General features: G+C 72.8%; 20 protein-coding genes and 1 pseudogene. 13 read left to right on the top strand and 8 right to left on the bottom strand.

The window, feature by feature from the left end:
• Window positions 1–70: 70 nt before the first annotated feature.
• A complete protein-coding gene (locus ABUL08_RS30075; RefSeq protein WP_350933443.1) occupies window positions 71–1,045 on the bottom strand; it encodes a C40 family peptidase in 975 nt (324 codons plus the stop codon).
• A gap of 507 nt (window positions 1,046–1,552) precedes the next feature.
• On the opposite strand from ABUL08_RS30075, the gene ABUL08_RS30080 reads away from it, so the two are divergent.
• Window positions 1,553–2,077, top strand: coding sequence for a DUF6232 family protein (locus tag ABUL08_RS30080; protein WP_350933444.1), 525 nt, complete (start codon window positions 1,553–1,555; stop codon window positions 2,075–2,077).
• Between the two features lie 46 nt (window positions 2,078–2,123).
• Here ABUL08_RS30080 and ABUL08_RS30085 read toward each other — a convergent pair whose 3' ends face one another.
• Window positions 2,124–2,450, bottom strand: coding sequence for a DUF3817 domain-containing protein (locus tag ABUL08_RS30085; protein WP_350933445.1), 327 nt, complete (start codon window positions 2,448–2,450; stop codon window positions 2,124–2,126).
• A 25-nt stretch (window positions 2,451–2,475) separates the two neighbouring features.
• Window positions 2,476–2,886, bottom strand: coding sequence for a hypothetical protein (locus ABUL08_RS30090; protein ID WP_350933446.1), 411 nt, complete (start codon window positions 2,884–2,886; stop codon window positions 2,476–2,478).
• Between the two features lie 131 nt (window positions 2,887–3,017).
• Here ABUL08_RS30090 and ABUL08_RS30095 point away from each other — a divergent pair, with 131 nt between their 5' ends.
• From ABUL08_RS30095 to ABUL08_RS30105, 3 genes are read left to right on the top strand one after another with little or no spacing between them, the layout of a single operon-like run.
• Complete coding sequence (locus tag ABUL08_RS30095) at window positions 3,018–3,332, top strand: DUF6158 family protein (protein WP_350933447.1); 315 nt, start codon at window positions 3,018–3,020, stop codon at window positions 3,330–3,332.
• On the top strand, window positions 3,332–3,661 hold the full coding sequence (locus ABUL08_RS30100) for a hypothetical protein (RefSeq protein WP_350933448.1): 330 nt from the start codon (window positions 3,332–3,334) through the stop codon (window positions 3,659–3,661). The genes ABUL08_RS30095 and ABUL08_RS30100 overlap by 1 nt, the downstream gene beginning before the upstream one ends.
• Window positions 3,662–3,691: 30 nt before the next feature.
• Window positions 3,692–4,234, top strand: coding sequence for a DUF1360 domain-containing protein (locus tag ABUL08_RS30105; protein ID WP_350933449.1), 543 nt, complete (start codon window positions 3,692–3,694; stop codon window positions 4,232–4,234).
• Window positions 4,235–4,289: 55 nt separating this feature from the next.
• On the opposite strand, the gene ABUL08_RS30110 is transcribed toward ABUL08_RS30105, so the two are convergent.
• From ABUL08_RS30110 to ABUL08_RS30120, 3 genes are all read right to left on the bottom strand, one after another.
• Complete coding sequence (locus ABUL08_RS30110) at window positions 4,290–4,508, bottom strand: hypothetical protein (RefSeq protein WP_350933450.1); 219 nt, start codon at window positions 4,506–4,508, stop codon at window positions 4,290–4,292.
• 25 nt (window positions 4,509–4,533) lie between these two features.
• Entirely contained in the window at window positions 4,534–4,758 is a 225-nt protein-coding gene (locus ABUL08_RS30115; protein ID WP_242793948.1) for a hypothetical protein, read from the bottom strand.
• Between the two features lie 142 nt (window positions 4,759–4,900).
• Entirely contained in the window at window positions 4,901–5,986 is a 1,086-nt protein-coding gene (locus ABUL08_RS30120; protein WP_350933452.1) for a 3-deoxy-7-phosphoheptulonate synthase, read from the bottom strand.
• Window positions 5,987–6,497: 511 nt separating this feature from the next.
• Between ABUL08_RS30120 and ABUL08_RS30125 the strand changes: the two genes are divergently transcribed.
• Window positions 6,498–6,713, top strand: coding sequence for a hypothetical protein (locus ABUL08_RS30125; protein ID WP_350933453.1), 216 nt, complete (start codon window positions 6,498–6,500; stop codon window positions 6,711–6,713).
• Here the strand turns inward: ABUL08_RS30125 and ABUL08_RS30130 are convergent.
• Window positions 6,680–7,402 carry a phosphodiesterase gene (locus ABUL08_RS30130; protein ID WP_350933454.1) on the bottom strand — a complete coding sequence of 241 codons (723 nt, stop codon included), beginning with the start codon at window positions 7,400–7,402 and terminating at the stop codon, window positions 6,680–6,682. The two genes, ABUL08_RS30125 and ABUL08_RS30130, sit on opposite strands and share 34 nt — an antisense overlap.
• A gap of 81 nt (window positions 7,403–7,483) precedes the next feature.
• Between ABUL08_RS30130 and ABUL08_RS30135 the strand changes: the two genes are divergently transcribed.
• From ABUL08_RS30135 to ABUL08_RS30165, 7 genes and pseudogenes are all read left to right on the top strand, one after another.
• Entirely contained in the window at window positions 7,484–8,776 is a 1,293-nt protein-coding gene (locus tag ABUL08_RS30135; protein WP_350933455.1) for a M16 family metallopeptidase, read from the top strand.
• Window positions 8,773–10,119: a M16 family metallopeptidase gene (locus tag ABUL08_RS30140; RefSeq protein WP_350933456.1), complete on the top strand. Its 1,347-nt coding sequence runs from the start codon at window positions 8,773–8,775 to the stop codon at window positions 10,117–10,119. The genes ABUL08_RS30135 and ABUL08_RS30140 overlap by 4 nt, the downstream gene beginning before the upstream one ends.
• 82 nt (window positions 10,120–10,201) lie before the next feature.
• Complete coding sequence (locus ABUL08_RS30145) at window positions 10,202–11,227, top strand: aspartate-semialdehyde dehydrogenase (protein WP_350933457.1); 1,026 nt, start codon at window positions 10,202–10,204, stop codon at window positions 11,225–11,227.
• Between the two features lie 108 nt (window positions 11,228–11,335).
• A pseudogene (locus tag ABUL08_RS30150) lies at window positions 11,336–11,775 on the top strand (PPOX class F420-dependent oxidoreductase).
• A gap of 76 nt (window positions 11,776–11,851) precedes the next feature.
• Entirely contained in the window at window positions 11,852–12,268 is a 417-nt protein-coding gene (locus ABUL08_RS30155; protein ID WP_350933458.1) for a CBS domain-containing protein, read from the top strand.
• Between the two features lie 167 nt (window positions 12,269–12,435).
• Window positions 12,436–12,807, top strand: a complete 372-nt coding sequence (locus tag ABUL08_RS30160; protein ID WP_350933459.1) for an SCP2 sterol-binding domain-containing protein — start codon at window positions 12,436–12,438, stop codon at window positions 12,805–12,807.
• The gene (locus tag ABUL08_RS30165) at window positions 12,807–14,867 is read left to right on the top strand and encodes an amylo-alpha-1,6-glucosidase (RefSeq protein WP_350933460.1); all 2,061 of its coding nucleotides are present in this window, start codon (window positions 12,807–12,809) and stop codon (window positions 14,865–14,867) included. The genes ABUL08_RS30160 and ABUL08_RS30165 overlap by 1 nt, the downstream gene beginning before the upstream one ends.
• A 4-nt stretch (window positions 14,868–14,871) precedes the next feature.
• On the opposite strand, the gene ABUL08_RS30170 is transcribed toward ABUL08_RS30165, so the two are convergent.
• A complete protein-coding gene (locus ABUL08_RS30170; protein WP_350933461.1) occupies window positions 14,872–15,267 on the bottom strand; it encodes a VOC family protein in 396 nt (131 codons plus the stop codon).
• A 48-nt stretch (window positions 15,268–15,315) separates the two neighbouring features.
• On the opposite strand from ABUL08_RS30170, the gene ABUL08_RS30175 reads away from it, so the two are divergent.
• Entirely contained in the window at window positions 15,316–16,062 is a 747-nt protein-coding gene (locus ABUL08_RS30175) for a lysophospholipid acyltransferase family protein (RefSeq protein WP_350933462.1), read from the top strand.
• Window positions 16,063–16,431: the final 369 nt, after the last annotated feature.

The following is a 16,431-nucleotide window of genomic DNA, read 5'->3' on the forward strand; positions in this document are numbered from 1 at the left end:
ACGAACGAACGGCCGGCGTCCGATAGGGGGACGCCGGCCGTTCGCCATGTGCGGGTCAGTGAGGTCGGGGTCAGCGCACCCGGCCGTACCCGGCGATCGGCATGATGTCCATGCCCCGCTTGCTGACGTTGCGGCCCGCGCTCGGCGCGTCGATGATCTGACCGCCGCCGACATAGAGCGCGACGTGCCCCAGGCCGGAGTAGAAGACCAGGTCGCCCGGTTGCAGAGAGCTACGGCTGACGCGTGAGGTGGCGTCCCACTGCATCGCCGCGTTGTGCGGCAGCGACTTGCCGGCCGCCCGCCAGGAGGCGAGCGTCAGGCCCGAGCAGTCGTACCCGTCGGGACCGTCCGCCCCCCAGACGTACGGCTTGCCGACCGCGCCGTAGGCGTACCGGACGGCGGTGCCGGCCGAGCCGGAGATCGCCGGGGCGCTCCCCGCGGACGACTTCGCCCTGGGCGGTGGGGCCTCGGTGGCCCGGCCGTAGGCCTGCCGGCGCAGCTCGTAGAGGCGCTTCAGATCCGTCTCGATCTTCTGCTTGCCGATGGTGAGCTGCTTGGCCTGGGCGGCCTGGCGGGCCAGCGTGGCGTCCAGCCGGGTCTTCTGGTCGATCAGCTTCCGCTGGTCGGAGGTGAACCCGGCGATGGTCTCCTGGCGCTGCCGGGTCAGCTGGTCCAGGGTGCCCAGCCGCTCCATCATGGCGCCGGAACCGCCCGGCAGGAGCAGGGCCTCGGCCGTGCGCAGCTTGCCGGTCTTGTACGCGGTCGCGGCCATCGCGCCGACGTCGGCGCGGCTCTGCTCGGCCTGCGCCTGCAAGGGACCGATCTTGACCTGCAACGCGGCCACCGTCTTCTGGTTGGCCTTGATCTCCTCGCTGAGCTTGTTGTAGGACTCGACGATTCGCTCCAGCTCAGTCGAGGACTTCTCGATCTGCTTCGTCAACTCGGCGGGGGTGGGCTCGGCCCGAGCCACCGCAGCCGGGGCGAGCAGCACGGCCGAGAGACCGGCCACCGCCAGCGTGCGCAGCAGGATCCGTAAGGACGACAAGAGCGGAAAGCTCCTCTCCACCTCCTCGCCACGGCGGGTCCTCGCCGGGGCGACACCGGCCCGGGGCCATCCGGGTGGATGGCGGTCTACCGGGTGCGGCCTGCCCAACCTAACCCGTTGCGCGATTGGATGGCAGTTGAAGCAGGGGCGAATGTTGGCAAAGCGTCAGCAAATGCTCCTGGGACCGGTGACCGTTCGTGTCCGGATTTTCGGCGTCCCGTCGTGGCCGACGGCACGGTTGGGCGGTACGCGCGGCTGGTCCGATTCGTCGTTCTGGACGGATGTCGCCAGCGAGCACAGCGCGAAGTCCGGACAAAGGCGGAAATGGATTCTGTTTGTCGGCATGCCCGGTCGGCCGGTACGGACCCCGCCGGGACCGATCCGGCTGCCGCGCTGGCGCGTTCGCCACACAATGAAGCCCGCAGCCGGGAATCCCGCAGGGCGACATCACCGCAGCTCGCCGGCGGGGGAGCAGGGAACCGGCGCGCCCGGCCCTGGGAGGACGCCGTGCAGATCGATGGCTCCGCAACCCACCCACCCCGATCGCCGAAGGCGACCGCCGCCCCGAACCTGCTCTACGCACGGCCCGGGATCGTCGTCACCACCGAACGCTTCACCGTCGGCCACCGCAGCTGGCCGGTCGCCGAACTGACCCAGCTCTGGACCACCCGCGGGCCGCACGACCGGCTGGCGGTCCGCGCCGTCGCGGTCACCGCCGCCACCATCGGCGCGGTCGGGGTGCTGCTCGGCTTCACCGGCGGGCTGGAGCGGCTCACCGCCGGGGCGTACCTGGCGCTGGGGGCGGTCGGCCTGCTGCCCGTGCTGCTCGTGCTGGCCGGCGACCGCTGGCGACCGCCCGCGTACGAGCTGTGGGGGCGGCACCGGGGCGTCGAGGTGCTGCTGTTCAGCAGCGACGACGAGCGACAGTTCGGTCAGGTGACCCGGGCGCTGCGGCGGGCCCGCGAAGGGCTCCGCCACGGCGGGTGGGAGGACCCGCTGGCCGGCGCCACTCCGTGGCGGCCACACCGCTGACCGGGCCGCCGCACCGTCGGCCGGGTGCCGGCCGCGCCGGGCGGCGTCAGCCGGCCACCGGCTCCGGGGTACGCGGCTGCTCGGCGGCGAGCCAGTGGGTGACCCGGCGCTCGGCGTAGAAGGAGACGAACGGCACCGTGCCGGCGAGCATCACCAGCAGCATCCGCTTCAACGGCCAGTCGACCCGGCGGGACAGGTCGAACGTGGCGGCCAGATAGAGCATGTAGAGCCAGCCGTGCGCGGTGCCGACGACGGCCACGACGGTGTCGTCGTGGAACACGTACTTCAGCGGCATACCGATCAGGACCAGCACCACCAGCGCCACGCCCACGATCCAGGCGATCGCGCGGTACCGGGTAAAGGCTCCGCCCACCGTCGTCCGTCCTTCCGAACCGGCCTCAGCCGGGATAGTCACCGGGCCTTGCGCCCGGGTTGGCGTTCAACCATGACAGGTAGCGGTTGTACTCGGCGAGTTCGCCGTCCTCGGGGCCGGCGACCCCGACCCGGGCGACCCGCACCGGTCGGCGTACCCCGGGGGAGCCGGCGGCCGGCGCGGCGTCGGCGGTCGCCGACGGGGCGGGCGGGGCGTCGGTCCCGGGCGGGCGGCGCAGCGCGTGCCGCACCTCACGCCACCAGACGAAGACCACGAAGGCGGCGAAGACCGGCCACTCGATGGCGTATCCGAAGCTGAGCGCGTTGCCCTCGGCGGCCCGGGTGACCTGCCACCAACCGAGCCCGAGAAAGCCCACGACCAGCGCGACCATGGCCACGTGGCGGGCGATCCACGCCGGTGTCCAGAGCCGCTTCATGGCATCGAGGGTACCGGGGCGGACGGGCGTCTCCGACGCGGTGTCGTAGTCGCCGCGCCGGCCCAGGGTTTGGTGACACACGGTGTGGGCATCCGTCTAGTCGCCAGCCCGAACGAGACGAGGGGGCGACGATGACCGAATCAGTACGCCAGACCGGTGACGCCAGCCCGGAGCAGCGGATGCCCGAGTGGGACGGCGACCACGTGCAGGAACCCGTCGGCCCGGACGCCGACGGTGAGCTGCTCGGCGTGGACCCGTCCGAGCTGGGCGACGAGGATCTCATCCGCGAGATGCAGAGCCTGCACCGCACCCGGCTCGACACCCTGCGGCACGCCGCCGACTCCGCGCTCGCCAACCACCTGCGCCGCACCGCCGAGCTGGAGACCGAGTACCTGGCCCGGCACCCGGGCCGCGAGGTCGACCCGAGCCGGCTGCGGGGCGCCTGATGGCCGCGCACGCCGAACGGGGCATGTCCGCGCCGCCCGAGGTGGTCTTCAGCACCGCCACCGACCCCCACCGCGCGGCGGCCTGGCTCCCCGCACCGCTGCGCCAGGACGGCGGCGCCCGCCCCGAGGTGACCAGCGCCGACGAGCTGCGGGCCCGCTGGGCCAGTGACTCGGCACCCGGCTGGTCGGCGGAGATCCAGGTGCAGCCGGCCGACGCCGGTGGCGCCCGGGTCCGGCTCGACCTGGCCGGCGGGGACGGCGACGGACTGGCCGACGAGACCCTGGCCAACCTCGCCCGCGAGGTGGCCGACAACCTGACCGCCGGCTGAGCCGGCACGGCGACGAACCGAGGAGACCGGGTGACCCAGGGTGGCCTGAAACAGAAGGTGGCGCGCCTGCGCCAGGCGTACGCGCCGAACGAGCAACGACCGCTGGGCGGCTACCTGGTGGCGATGGGCACCTACGCGACGGTGACCGCGTCGCTGGTGGGCCTGGTCAAGGCGACCGGCCGACCGGTGCCCGAGCGGCCCGCCCCGGCCGACGTGGTGCTGCTCTCCATCGCGACGCACAAGCTCAGCCGGCTGCTCTCCAAGGACGCGATCACCAGCCCGCTGCGGGCCCCGTTCACCCGCTACGACCACCCGATCGGCAGCGGCGAGGTGATGGAGCAGGTCCGCGACCAGGGCAGCTCCACCCGGCACGCCCTCGGCGAGCTGCTCAGCTGCCCGTTCTGCCTGGCGGTCTGGGTGGCCACCGGACTCACCGGCGGTCTCGTGCTGGCACCCCGGCTGACCCGGCTGGTGGCCACCGCGCTCACCGCCGTGGCCGCGTCCGACTTCCTCCAGATGGGCTACGCGGTCGCCCAGCAGGCGGCCGAGGGCGGTCACCACGACGAGAAGTGAACCCCGACGGAAAAGGGGGCCGGCGTCCGCGCCGGCCCCCTTTTGCGTACGTCGGTCAGGTGGGGGTGGTGCCGTGGTCCTCGCCGGCCCAGCCGCGCGACGCCTCGGGCTCCCGCTCGTCCTCGTCGGCGCCGGTGACCACGTCCCGGTCCACGGCGGTGCGGTCGTGCTCGTTGGCGAAGTCCGGCTCGGGCAGGGTGTCCCGTCCGCCCGGGGGCTGGCCGAGCGCCTCGAGGTGCTCGTGGTGCTCGTGGTCCTGGTCGCGCTCGGTCATCGGGCTGTCCTCTCCGTCGTCCGGCTCAGGCGACCGTGCCGCCCAGCAGGTCGGCCGCCTCGTCCGCCGCGTACTCGCCCTGGGGGAGGGCGGCGATCCGGGTCAGCAGCTCCGCGGGAAGCTCCGCGGCGACCGCCCGGCGGTAGATGTCCGCCTGGCTGATCCGCTCCTGACCGCGGTAGAGGTCGTCGAGCAGGTCGTCGAGCCGCCGGGTGTCCGGCTCCTCCGGCACAGCCACGTCATCGGTCACAGCGCTGACCTACCCGACCCCGAACCGGTCAAACTCCCCACCGTCCCCCCGCCCCGACGCCGGTGATCATGAGGTTGGCGGCGGTGTGGATCTCCGGAACTGACGCCAACTCCATGATCACCGGAGGAGGGAGGGGGAGGGGTCAGGCGGGGGTGGGGAGGGTGGCGCGGCGGGTGCGGACGGCGGCGGCGAGGGCGGTGAGGACCTCGGCGGTGCTGTCCCAGCCGAGGCAGGCGTCGGTGACCGAGCGGCCGTACTCCAGCTCCCGGGTCGGGTCCAGGTCCTGCCGGCCGGGGAGCAGGAAGCTCTCCAGCATGATGCCGACGATGCCGCGCTGGCCGGCGGCGAGCTGGCCGGCCACGTCCGCCGCGACCTTCGGCTGGTTGCGGTGGTCCTTGCCGCTGTTGGCGTGGCTGGCGTCGATCACCACCCGCTCCGGCAGCCCGGCCGCGCGGAGCAGGTCCAGCGCCCCGACCACCGACTCGGCGTCGTAGTTCGGCCGGCCGCCGCCACCGCGCAGCACCAGGTGGCCGTCGGCGTTGCCCCGGGTGTGCATGATCGCCGGGGTGCCCGAGAAGTCGATGCCGGGGAAGACGTGCGGCACGCCGGCCGCCCGGATCGCGTCCACCGCCGTGGCGATGCTGCCGTCGGGACGGTTCTTCATGCCGATCGGCATGGAGAGGCCGGAGGCGAGCTGCCGGTGCACCTGGCTCTCCACCGTCCGGGCGCCGATCGCGCCCCAGCCGACGGTGTCCGCGATGTACTGCGGGGTGATCGGGTCGAGGAACTCGCACCCCACCGGCAGGCCCAGGCGCAGCACGTCCAGCAGCAGCGAACGGGCGGTCCGCAGGCCGGTGTTGACGTCGCCCGAGCCGTCCAGCCCGGGGTCGTTGATCAGGCCCTTCCAGCCCACCGTCGAGCGCGGCTTCTCGAAGTAGACCCGCATCACCACCAGCAGGTCGTCGGCGAGCTGATCGGCCACCTCGCGCAGCCGGCCCGCGTACTCCAGGGCGGCGGCCGGGTCGTGCACCGAGCACGGGCCGACCACCACCAGCAGGCGGTCGTCCGTGCGGTCCAGCACCCGGCTGACCGCGCGCCGACCGGCCAGCACGGCCTCGGTGAGCGTGGCGTCCAGGGGCAGGTGGTGGTGCAGCAGGGCCGGGGTGGTCAGCGGAACGACACGGTCGATCCGCTGGTCGATGACCTGATGGGAGTCCGGGGTCGTCACGGTGGGGTTCCTTCCGCCGACCGTGCCCCCGGTGCCGGCGCCCGGGGTCGAGCCGGCTGCTCGTACGCAAAAGGGCAGGGACTCAAGGCCCTGCCCAGCCGGCTCGAAGAGGAGTGACGTCAGTTCATGGTGAAGTCACCGGCTCCTCCAGCCGGCTGCCTAAACCATCGATACGACCGCGTCACGTCGGCCAGCGTACCCGACGGGTCGGGCAGCCCTCACCCCATCGTCGGGCAGACACCGCTCCGCGTTCACCTTCGTCGATGCTACGCTCGGTGCGGTCGGCGACACCGAACGCGCCTGTGGTGGAGGTGTCGACGGCGGGGCCTGCTCCGCGGCCGGTACCGGCCGGATCCATGTCCCGAACTCTGAGAGGTCGACCACCGGCGGGACGATTTCCGCGGCGTACCGGATTCTGGGAAACGCGGACCGGGACTCCGCCCACCGGCGGGATCACCTGGGAGGTGCGTGGCCCGTTCCGCTGGGCCGCCACCGGGGTATGCAGGCCGGCATGACCGAACAGCAGAACGACTCCGACCGGGTGGAGTCCCGGGCCCACCTGCTCCCCGAGGAGGCAGCGGTGGGCAGCGACGACCCGGAGGCCCAGGCCGACGTCATCCTCACCGAGTCGGACCTGCGGGAGGCCGACCAGAACGCCGCGCCGGACACCGTCCTGGAGCACCGTACGTCCGATCAGACCGTGACCCCGATCGAACCGCTCGACTGAGCCGACGCGCCGCGGGCCCGGCGGGAACCGGAGTAGGTCCGGTCGCGCAGCCGCGCGATCGGGCCCACCGCCCGCAGCCCCGGCGGCAGGTTGCCGATCGGATCGAAGGCCAGCGCGGCGTCCTCCCGGGCGTCGCGCTGGCCGTCCAGGCAGACCTGCCCGAACGGCCGCCACGGCCCGACCCCGGACGCCACCGCCAACACCAGTCGCGGCTCCCCGGTGCCGGCCGCCGCCGACAGCTCCGCCAGGCCGCGACCCAGGTCCGGTGAGTCCGGGTCCGCCAGCGCGGCCAGGAACAGCCGCCGCCGGCCCGCCCGGAAGGACATGATCGAGGAGTACGTCCCGGTGAAGCCCCGCCGGGGCAGCGGCAGGTTCCGCAGCACCGGGGCCGCCCCGCTGGACGAGACCAGCAGATCCACCGGCCGCTCCGGATCCCGGTGCAGCCGCACCCCGAAGCCCAGCAGGTCCGGCCAGCTCCCCGGGGTCGGCACCCCCTTCGACAGGCGCACCGTCGCCGGATAGCGGCCCGGCAGGTCGAGCAGCGGCACGCCGGTCGGTGGCCCCGGCGTACCCCAGATCATCACCTCGGCGCCGAAGGTGCGGCCGGCCGGGTGCAGCAGCCGGGCGTGCCGCCAGCGGGCCAGCCCGGCGGCCGCCCGTTCGACGGGGGAGGAGACGGGGGTGGGCATGCCCGCCGAGTACCCCGACGCGCGCCGTCGATGCCTCCCGCTCGTCCCCTTTCCGCCCCCGAGATCGGATAGCGTCGTGCCATGCCCGACAGCGGTTACCCCTGGCCCATCGAAACGACCCGACTGGACAACGGCCTGCGCGTGGTGGTCAGCGAGGACCGCACCGCACCGGCGGTCGCCGTGAACCTCTGGTACGACGTCGGCTCCCGGCACGAACCGGAGGGGCAGACCGGCTTCGCCCACCTCTTCGAACACCTGATGTTCGAGGGCTCCGTCAACGTGGCGAAGACCGAGCACATGAAGCTCGTCCAGGGCTCCGGCGGCTCGCTCAACGCCACCACCAACCCGGACCGGACGAACTACTTCGAGACGGTCCCGGCCGAACACCTGGAGCTGGCGCTCTGGCTGGAGGCCGACCGGATGGGCGGCCTGGTGCCGGCGCTGACCCAGGAGACCCTCGACAACCAGCGCGAGGTGGTCAAGAACGAGCGCCGCCAGCGCTACGACAACGTGCCGTACGGTGACGCGTGGCTGCGGCTGCTCCCGCTGCTCTACCCGCCGGGCCACCCGTACCACCACGCGACGATCGGGTCGATGGCCGACCTGAACGCCGCCGACCTGGCCACCTTCCAGGCGTTCCACACCACGTACTACGCGCCGAACAACGCTGTGCTGACCGTGGTCGGGGACGCCGACGCCGCCGAGGTCTTCGCCCTCGCCGACAAGTACTTCGGGGCCGTACCGGCCCGCGAGGACATCCCCGCCGCGCCCGACGGGCGGACCGTCGCGCGGACCGGCCGGCCGGTCGCCGAGACCGTCACCGCCGACGTCCCCGCCCCCCGGGTGTACGTCGCGCACCGCACCCACCCCTTCGGCACCCCCGGGTACGACGTGGCCACCGTGCTGTCCACCGTGCTCGGCAGCGGCCGGGGCAGCCGGCTCTACCAGCGCCTCGCCCACGGCGAGCGGCTCGCCCAGCCCGACCTGGTCGGGGCGTACGGGGTGGACCTGGCGCACGCGCCGGCACCGCTGATCGCCACCGCCACCGCCCGCCCCGGGGTGACCGCCGAACAGCTCGCCGCCGGGCTGGCCGAGGTGGTCGACGAACTCGCCACCGTGCCGGTGACGGCCGCCGAGCTGGACCGGGCCAAGGCGCTGCTCAGCACCACCTGGTGGCGGCAGATGTCCACCGTCGACGGCCGCGCCGACACGCTCGGCCGGTACGCCACCCAGTTCGGTGACCCGGCGAAGGCCGCCGAGCGGCTGCCGGCCTGGCAGGCGGTCACCGCCGAGCAGATCGCCGAGCTGGCCGCCGAGCTGCTGCACGCCGACGACCGGGTCACCCTGACCTACCTGCCCGAGGAGACCTCATGACGCTGATCACCGAACGTCCCGGCCCGGGCGCCGCCCGCCCGTACCGGTTCCCGCAGGTGGTCCGCCGGGGGGTCGCCGGTGGTCAGGTCGTCGCCGCGCACCTGCCCGGGCAGAACCTCGCCGTCGCGCTGCTGCTGCTCGACGCCGGCGCCGCCCGCGAACCGGTCGGCCGGGAGGGGCTCGGCGGTGTGCTCGCCAAGGCGTTGGAGGAGGGCACCGCGCAGCGCGACACGACCACCTACGCGCTGGCCATCGAGGCGCTCGGCACCGAGCTGGTGACCTCGCTGGACTGGGACTCCTTCCAGGTCAGCGTGCAGGTGCCGGTGGAGCGGCTGAGCGCCGCCGTGGAGCTGCTCGCCGAGGCGGTCCGCACGCCCCGGCTCGACCCGGAGGACGTACGCCGGGTGCGCGACGACGAGGCGACCGCGCTGCGGATGGACTGGGCCAACCCCGGTCCCCGGGCGGACGCCGCGCTGCGCGCCGACCTCTTCGGCGCCGAGAACCGCTGGGGCCGCCCGATGTACGGCGATCCCGACTCGGTCGCCGGCCTGGACGTCGAGGACGTCACCGTCTTCCACTCCGAGTGGTTCCTCCGCCCCGGGACGCTGGTCGTCGCCGGTGACCTGGACCGGATCGACCTGGACGCGCTCGGCGCTGCGGCGTTCGCCGGCACCGGGGGCGGTCCGGTCGGCAAGGGTGACCCGATCGAGGTGCCGCTGCACGACCGGCGGCGGATCATCCTGGTGGACCGGCCCGGGTCGGTGCAGTCGACGCTCCGGCTGGGGCACCCGGCCCCGCACCGCGCCCACCCGGAGCACGTGCCGATGGCCCTCGCGGGCACCGTGCTGGGCGGGGCGTTCACCTCCCGGCTCAACCACCTGATCCGTGAGGTGCGCGGCTACACGTACGGCATCCGCGGCGAGTTCGCCTCGTCCCGCCGGTTCGGCCGGTTCGCGGTCGCCTCCGGGGTGCAGACCGCGGTGACCGCCCCGGCGCTGGTCGAGGCGGTCGGCGAGATCACCCGTACCCAGCTGACCGGGGTGACCGAGGACGAGCTGGCGGTGGCCCGGTCGTGGCGGGCCGGGCAGCTCTCGGTGGAGCTGCAGAGCCCCCGGGCGATCGCCTCCGCGCTGACCACGCTGGTGGTGCACGACCTGCCGGACGACTACCACGCCCGGCTGCGGGAGTCGCTGCTCGCCGCCGACGTCGCGCAGGTCTCCGCCGCGGCGGCCACGCACCTGCACCCGCACGCGCTCACCCTGGTCGTCGAGGGGGACGCGGCGGTCATCCGGGACGACCTCGTGGCCGCCGGCCTCGGTGAGGTCGTCGACCACGCCGGCTGACCGGCCGGTGTGACGTCGGTCGCGGTCCGGGCGGTGGGAAAGGCTTCCCCGCCCGGCCGCCGACCTGGGTAGCCTCGCGGACATGAGGATCGGCATTGTGGGGGCCACCGGCCAGGTCGGTGGCGTGATGCGGCAGGTGCTGGCGGAGCGGGACTTCCCGGCGGAACAGGTGCGGCTCTTCGCCTCGGCCCGGTCGGCCGGGCGCACGCTGCCCTGGCGGGACGGCGAGGTCACCGTCGAGGACGCGGCCACCGCGGACTACCGCGGACTGGACATCGTGCTCTTCTCCGCCGGCAAGGGGACCGCCAAGGAACTCGCCCCCCGCGTCGCCGAGGCCGGCGCGGTGGTCATCGACAACTCCTCGGCCTGGCGGATGGACCCCGAGGTGCCGCTGGTGGTCGCCGAGGTCAACCCGCACGCCGCCGCCGACCGGCCCAAGGGGATCATCGCCAACCCCAACTGCACCACCATGGCCGCGATGCCGGTGCTGCGCCCGCTGCACGAGGAGGCGGAGCTGGTCGGGCTCGTCGTCTCGACGTACCAGGCGGTCTCCGGCGCCGGGCTGGCCGGCGTGGCCGAGCTGGACGAGCAGGTACGCAAGGTCGCCGAGCACGCCAGCGGGCTCGCCTTCGACGGCGACGCCGTCCAGTTCCCGGAGCCGCGGTCGTTCGCCCGCCCGATCGCCTTCAACGTGCTGCCGCTGGCCGGCTCGATCGTCGACGACGGCTCGTTCGAGACGGACGAGGAGCAGAAGCTCCGCAACGAGAGCCGCAAGATCCTGGAGATCCCCGGGCTGAAGGTCTCCGGCACCTGCGTCCGGGTGCCCGTCTTCACCGGCCACTCGCTTCAGATCAACGCGCGCTTCGCCCGGCCGATCAGCCCGGCCCGGGCCCGGGAACTGCTCGACGGCGCGCCCGGCGTGGCGCTGGCCGACGTGCCGACCCCGTTGCAGGCCGCCGGGCAGGACCCGACCTTCGTGGGGCGGATCCGGGCCGACGAGACCGTCGAGCACGGGCTGGCGCTCTTCTGCTCCAACGACAACCTGCGCAAGGGTGCCGCGCTCAACGCCGTGCAGCTCGCCGAGCTGGTCGCCGCCGAACGCCGCTGAGCCGCCGACCCACGGCCGGCGACGCTCCGCCGGCCGTGGGTCGTCGCCAACGCCGCGTCGATGCGGTGAGATGGAACGCGGCAGCGACGCATCGACGTGGAGGATCGCATGGCCGACGACAAGAGCCGGGACGCCCTGACCGAGCTGATCGCGGGCCGGTGGCTCGGCGTACTGGCCACCATCAAGCGGGACGGCCGGCCCCAGCTGTCCAACGTGGTCTACTCCTTCGACCGGGAGCGCGGCCTGATCCGGGTGTCGGTGACCGAGGGGCGGGCCAAGACCGCCAACTGCGCCGCGACCCCCGCGCCAGCTTCCACGTCAGCAGCGACGACGGCTGGGCGTACGCGGTGGCGGAGGCGCGGGCCGAGCTGACCCCGGTGGCCGCGCGGGCGGACGACGAGACGGTCGAGGAACTCGTCGGTCTCTACCGTGCGGTGCAGGGCGAACACCCCGACTGGGACGACTTCCGGGCCGCCATGGTGGCCGAGGGCCGGCTGGTGCTGCGGCTGCACGTCGAGCGGGTGTACGGGATGCCCCCGCGCGGCTGACCCCCGTCCGGCGGGGCGCGTTACCGGTCGACGGCGACGGGTAGACGACGCCTGCCGACACCGAGAGGGGAGCACCATGACAACGGTCGGAGAGTTCATGACGACCCGGTTGGTGACCATGGACGGCAGCGACACGCTCACCGCCGCGGCGCAGGAGATGCGCGACAGCGCCATCGGCGACGTGGTGGTGACCGAAGGAGACAACGTGGTCGGCATCGTCACGGACCGGGACATCACGGTTCGCGGCGTCGCCGAGAACATGAACCCGGACTCCACCACGCTCAACCAGATAACCAGCCGTGACGTGATCACCGTGAGCCAGTACGACGACGCGGTTGCCGCCGCCGACCTGATGCGGACGTACGCCGTACGCCGGTTGCCGGTGATCGACGACGGCCGGCTGGTCGGTCTGGTCTCGATGGGCGACCTGGCGGTCGAGCGGGAACCCCAGTCGGTGCTGGCCGACATCAGCGCCGACGAGCCGAACAACTGACCCGTCCGCACACCGCACGACGCCGGCACCCCGGTTCGGGGGCCGGCGTCGTCGCGTCGGGGGCCTGCCCGGCGCCGTTCACCCGATCCGGGCGAGGTTGACGCCGTACCCGGTGGGGACCCCTTCTCCGACGTCGAGGGCCGCGGCTCGCGGGAGGAGTGGAACCGATGGTGGACGCGACCACGAGGTTCTTCGAGGACCTGGACCGGCGGGGGTTCGAACCCCTGTTGGCGAAGACCTCCGGAACCCTGCGCTTCGACCTGCACGAAGGGGTGCAGACCACGCACTGGATGCTGGAGATCGACCGCGGCAGGCTGGCGGTGAGCCGGGAGGACCGGGAGGCGGACACGGTCGTGGGGACCGAGCCGAGGTTCTTCGGCGACCTGGTCACCGGCGACGAGAACGCCATCGCCGGCCTGCTGCGCGGCGAGATGACCGTCACCGGCGACCTGCGTCTCGTGCTCCAGGTCGAACGGCTGTTCCCCGGGCCGCCGAACTCCCGCGGTCCGCGACACGCGTTCCAGGGGGAGGTGCGCTGATGGGTGCCAGCAACACGGTACGGATCCTGGACGGAAACACCTTCGTCGTCTCCGAGGACACCGGCGACATCGAGGCCACGCCGAGCGAACCGACCGGCCTCTTCTCCATCGACACCCGGTTCCTGTCCAAGTGGGTGCTCACCGTCAACGGGGAACGGCTCAACGCGCTCTCCTACGACGACCTGCAGTACTACGAGGCGCGGTTCTTCCTGGTCCCCGGCATGGCGACGCACTACGTCGACGCCAAGCTCTCGGTCATCCGGGAGCGGATGGTGGGCGGCAGCTTCCGCGAGCAGCTGACCATCCTCAACCACGACGAGAAGGCGGTCGACCTGGAGATCAGGATGGACGCCGGGTCGGACTTCGCCGACCTGTTCCAGGTCAAGGACGAGATCGTCAACAAGAAGGGCGAGCTCTACACCGAGGTGGAGGCGGACCGGCTGCGGCTGGGCTACCGGCGCGGGAACTTCAAGCGGGAAACCGTCATCACCTCCTCCGTGCCGGCCCGGTACGACCGGAACGGCTTCGCCTGGACCATCCACCTCGAACCCAACGAGCAGTGGGACAGCAACATCGACGTGCAGACGTTCGCGGTCGGCCCGGGCGGGCGCGACCTGCGGATGGGACTGCGGGCGCACGGCACCGAGCGGCTCGCCCTCCAGAACGACCTGGAGGAGTGGATCGCCAAGGCGCCCAAGGTGAACAGCCAGCACGGCCGGGTCTCCGCCACCTACCGGCGCAGCCTGATCGACCTGGCGGCGCTGCGCTTCTCGCCGCTCTCCCTCGGTGGGCAGACCCTGCCGGCGGCCGGCCTGCCCTGGTTCATGACCATGTTCGGGCGGGACAGCATCCTGACCTGTCTCCAGGTGCTGCCCTTCGCGCCGGACCTGTCGAAGACGACGCTGCGGATCCTCGGTGCGTTGCAGGGCACCCGGTTCGACGACTTCCGGGACGAGGACCCGGGCCGGATCCTGCACGAGATGCGGTACGGCGAGACGTCCGCGTTCGAGGAACAGCCGCACTCGCCGTACTACGGCTCGGTGGACGCGACGCCGCTGTTCGTGGTGCTGCTCGACGAGTACGAGAAGTGGAGCGGCGACGTCGCCCTGGTCAAGGAGCTGGAACGGGAGTGCCGGGCGGCGCTGAAGTGGATCGACGACTACGCCGACCTGGTCGGCAACGGCTACATCTGGTACGAACGGCGCAACACCGACACCGGCCTGGAGAACCAGTGCTGGAAGGACTCCTGGGACTCGATCTCCTATTCCGACGGCACGCTGCCCCCGTTCCCGCGGGCCACCTGCGAGGTGCAGGGGTACGCGTACGACGCGAAGATGCGGGCGGCCCGGCTGGCCCGGCAGTTCTGGGACGACCCCGGCTACGCCGACCAGTTGGAGCGGGAGGCCGCCGAGCTGAAGGCGCGGTTCAACCGGGACTGGTGGGTGGAGGAGGGGGAGTTCTACGCCCTCGGCCTGGACCCGGACGGCCGGCAGATGGACGTGCTCAGCTCGAACATCGGGCACCTGCTGTGGAGCGGCATCGTCGACGACGACCGGGCGGGGAAGATCGCCGCGCACCTGGTCGGCCCCCGGCTCTTCTCCGGCTGGGGGGTGCGCACCCTCGCCGAGGGGGAGGTCCGCTACAACCCGATCGGCTACCACAACGGCACGATCTGGCCGTTCGACAACTCGTTCATCGCCTGGGGTCTGCGCCGGTACGGCTTCGCCGAGGAGGCGGCCACCATCGCCAGCGGAATCCTCGACGCGGCCACCTACTTCGACGGGCGGCTGCCGGAGGCGTTCGGCGGCTACCAGCGGGAGCTGACCAAGTTCCCGGTGGAGTACCCCACCGCGTGCAGCCCGCAGGCCTGGTCCACCGGCACCCCGCTGCTGCTGATCCGCACCATGCTGGGGCTGGAACCGCACGAGGGGCACCTCTCGGCCGACCCGAGGCTGCCGGTCGGCATGGGCCGGATCGAGGTGCTGGACATCCCGGGCCGCTGGGGTCGGGTGGACGCCTTCGCCCGGGGCCGGCTGGAGCTGCACAAGCTCGGCGACTGACGCGTCAGTGCCCGGGCGGCAACGCGTCCCCGTGCGCCTCGGTGCGGGGGAGCAGGCAGAACTCGTTGCCCTCCGGGTCGGCCAGGACGGTCCAGCGGGGAAGTTCCCGGACCACCGTCGCCCCGGCCTCCAGCACGGCCGCGCGTTCCTCGGCGTCGCCGACCAGGTCGAGGTGGATCCGGCCCGGTGCCGGCAGGTCGGCGGCGGCCGGGCTGATCCAGACGTCCGGGCGGTGGCCGGCCGGGTCGCGCAGCAGCACCGCCTCGGTCGGCCCGAGGGCGTGGTCGGCCAGCTTCGCCTGGTCCTCGTCGGCGACCGGCAGCCCGGTGACCGCGCTCCAGAACGGCGCGAGCAGGTACGGGTCGCGGCAGTGGATGACGATCGCGGCGAGGTCGGGCATGCTCTGACGGTAGTCGGGCCGGAAACCTACGCGGGGTAAAGTTGCCGGATGCCGGAACTCGTGTACCCACCCGTGATCACCGCCGCCAAGACGATGTTCCGGGTCCTCGACCTGCGCCTGACCGTGGAGGGCAGCCACCACGTCCCGCGTACGGGTGGCGCAGTCCTGGCCAGCAACCACGTCAGCTACCTCGATTTCATCTTCTGCGGCTACGGCGCGCACGAGTCCCGCCGACTGGTCCGCTTCATGGCCAAGCACGAGGTCTTCGCGCACAAGGTCTCCGGCCCGCTGATGCGCGGCATGAAGCACATCCCGGTGAACCGGTCGGCCGGCGCCGGGTCGTACAGCACGGCCGTGGACGCGCTCCGGCGCGGCGAGGTGGTCGGCCTCTTCCCGGAGGCGACGATCAGCCGCTCGTTCCTGGTCAAGGAGCTCAAGAACGGCGCGGCCCGGATGGCCCAGGAGGCGGCCGTGCCGCTGCTGCCCGTGGCGCTCTGGGGCACCCAGCGGCTCTGGACCAAGGGCCGCCCGAAGACCCTCACCCGCCGGCACACCCCGATCACCATCCTGATCGGCGAGCCGATGGACCCGACCGCCTACCCCGACGCCAACGCCATGACCGCCGAGCTGAAGACCCGGCTGAGCGCGCTGGTGGACCGGGCGCAGCGGGAGTACCCGGACCAGCCCTCCGGCGACGACACCTGGTGGCAGCCGGCGAGCCTCGGCGGCACCGCGCCCACCCTGGAGGAGGCGGTCGAGCTGGACCGCCGGGCCCGCCGCAAGTCCACCGCCTGACCCGGCGCTCCTGTTCCACGTCGGGTGGAGCGGGCGTTCCGGCGCACCGAGCCGGCCTTCTGGCGCGCGTAGCGGTGCCGGACCGAGCCTCGCAGGTCGGTCCTCGGTCTGGAGGCTACGAACTTGATGGCAAAGATGAATCAGCCGTGTGACCCCGGGCGCCCCTCGTCCGGGCCTTTTCCGGGCCGAAGTGCGTGCCGGACCTGTCGGTGAGGTGTTGTCCGGTCGTCGGCATCGTCCGACCGTGCTCTAGGGTGTCGCCCGAGCGTGGTTGCGGTGCGCGGTGTTCCCCGGCAGCGTGTCGGCTGGCCGGTCGAGTCGTGATTCATTGATGTAATCAAGTTCGTAGCGGCTGGACGGGCAGTCGGC

The organism is Micromonospora sp. CCTCC AA 2012012, assembly GCF_040499845.1.
Classification (GTDB): domain Bacteria; phylum Actinomycetota; class Actinomycetes; order Mycobacteriales; family Micromonosporaceae; genus Micromonospora; species Micromonospora mangrovi.

Coding starts and splice junctions, on each gene's coding strand:
- ABUL08_RS30090 (WP_350933446.1), bottom strand. CDS start 2,886: ATGAAGCGGCTCTGGACACCGGCGTGGATCGCCCGCCACGTGGCCATG.
- ABUL08_RS30095 (WP_350933447.1), top strand. CDS start 3,018: ATGACCGAATCAGTACGCCAGACCGGTGACGCCAGCCCGGAGCAGCGG.
- ABUL08_RS30100 (WP_350933448.1), top strand. CDS start 3,332: ATGGCCGCGCACGCCGAACGGGGCATGTCCGCGCCGCCCGAGGTGGTC.
- ABUL08_RS30110 (WP_350933450.1), bottom strand. CDS start 4,508: ATGACCGAGCGCGACCAGGACCACGAGCACCACGAGCACCTCGAGGCG.
- ABUL08_RS30125 (WP_350933453.1), top strand. CDS start 6,498: ATGACCGAACAGCAGAACGACTCCGACCGGGTGGAGTCCCGGGCCCAC.
- ABUL08_RS30130 (WP_350933454.1), bottom strand. CDS start 7,402: ATGCCCACCCCCGTCTCCTCCCCCGTCGAACGGGCGGCCGCCGGGCTG.
- ABUL08_RS30135 (WP_350933455.1), top strand. CDS start 7,484: ATGCCCGACAGCGGTTACCCCTGGCCCATCGAAACGACCCGACTGGAC.
- ABUL08_RS30140 (WP_350933456.1), top strand. CDS start 8,773: ATGACGCTGATCACCGAACGTCCCGGCCCGGGCGCCGCCCGCCCGTAC.
- ABUL08_RS30145 (WP_350933457.1), top strand. CDS start 10,202: ATGAGGATCGGCATTGTGGGGGCCACCGGCCAGGTCGGTGGCGTGATG.
- ABUL08_RS30155 (WP_350933458.1), top strand. CDS start 11,852: ATGACAACGGTCGGAGAGTTCATGACGACCCGGTTGGTGACCATGGAC.
- ABUL08_RS30160 (WP_350933459.1), top strand. CDS start 12,436: ATGGTGGACGCGACCACGAGGTTCTTCGAGGACCTGGACCGGCGGGGG.
- ABUL08_RS30165 (WP_350933460.1), top strand. CDS start 12,807: ATGGGTGCCAGCAACACGGTACGGATCCTGGACGGAAACACCTTCGTC.
- ABUL08_RS30170 (WP_350933461.1), bottom strand. CDS start 15,267: ATGCCCGACCTCGCCGCGATCGTCATCCACTGCCGCGACCCGTACCTG.
- ABUL08_RS30175 (WP_350933462.1), top strand. CDS start 15,316: ATGCCGGAACTCGTGTACCCACCCGTGATCACCGCCGCCAAGACGATG.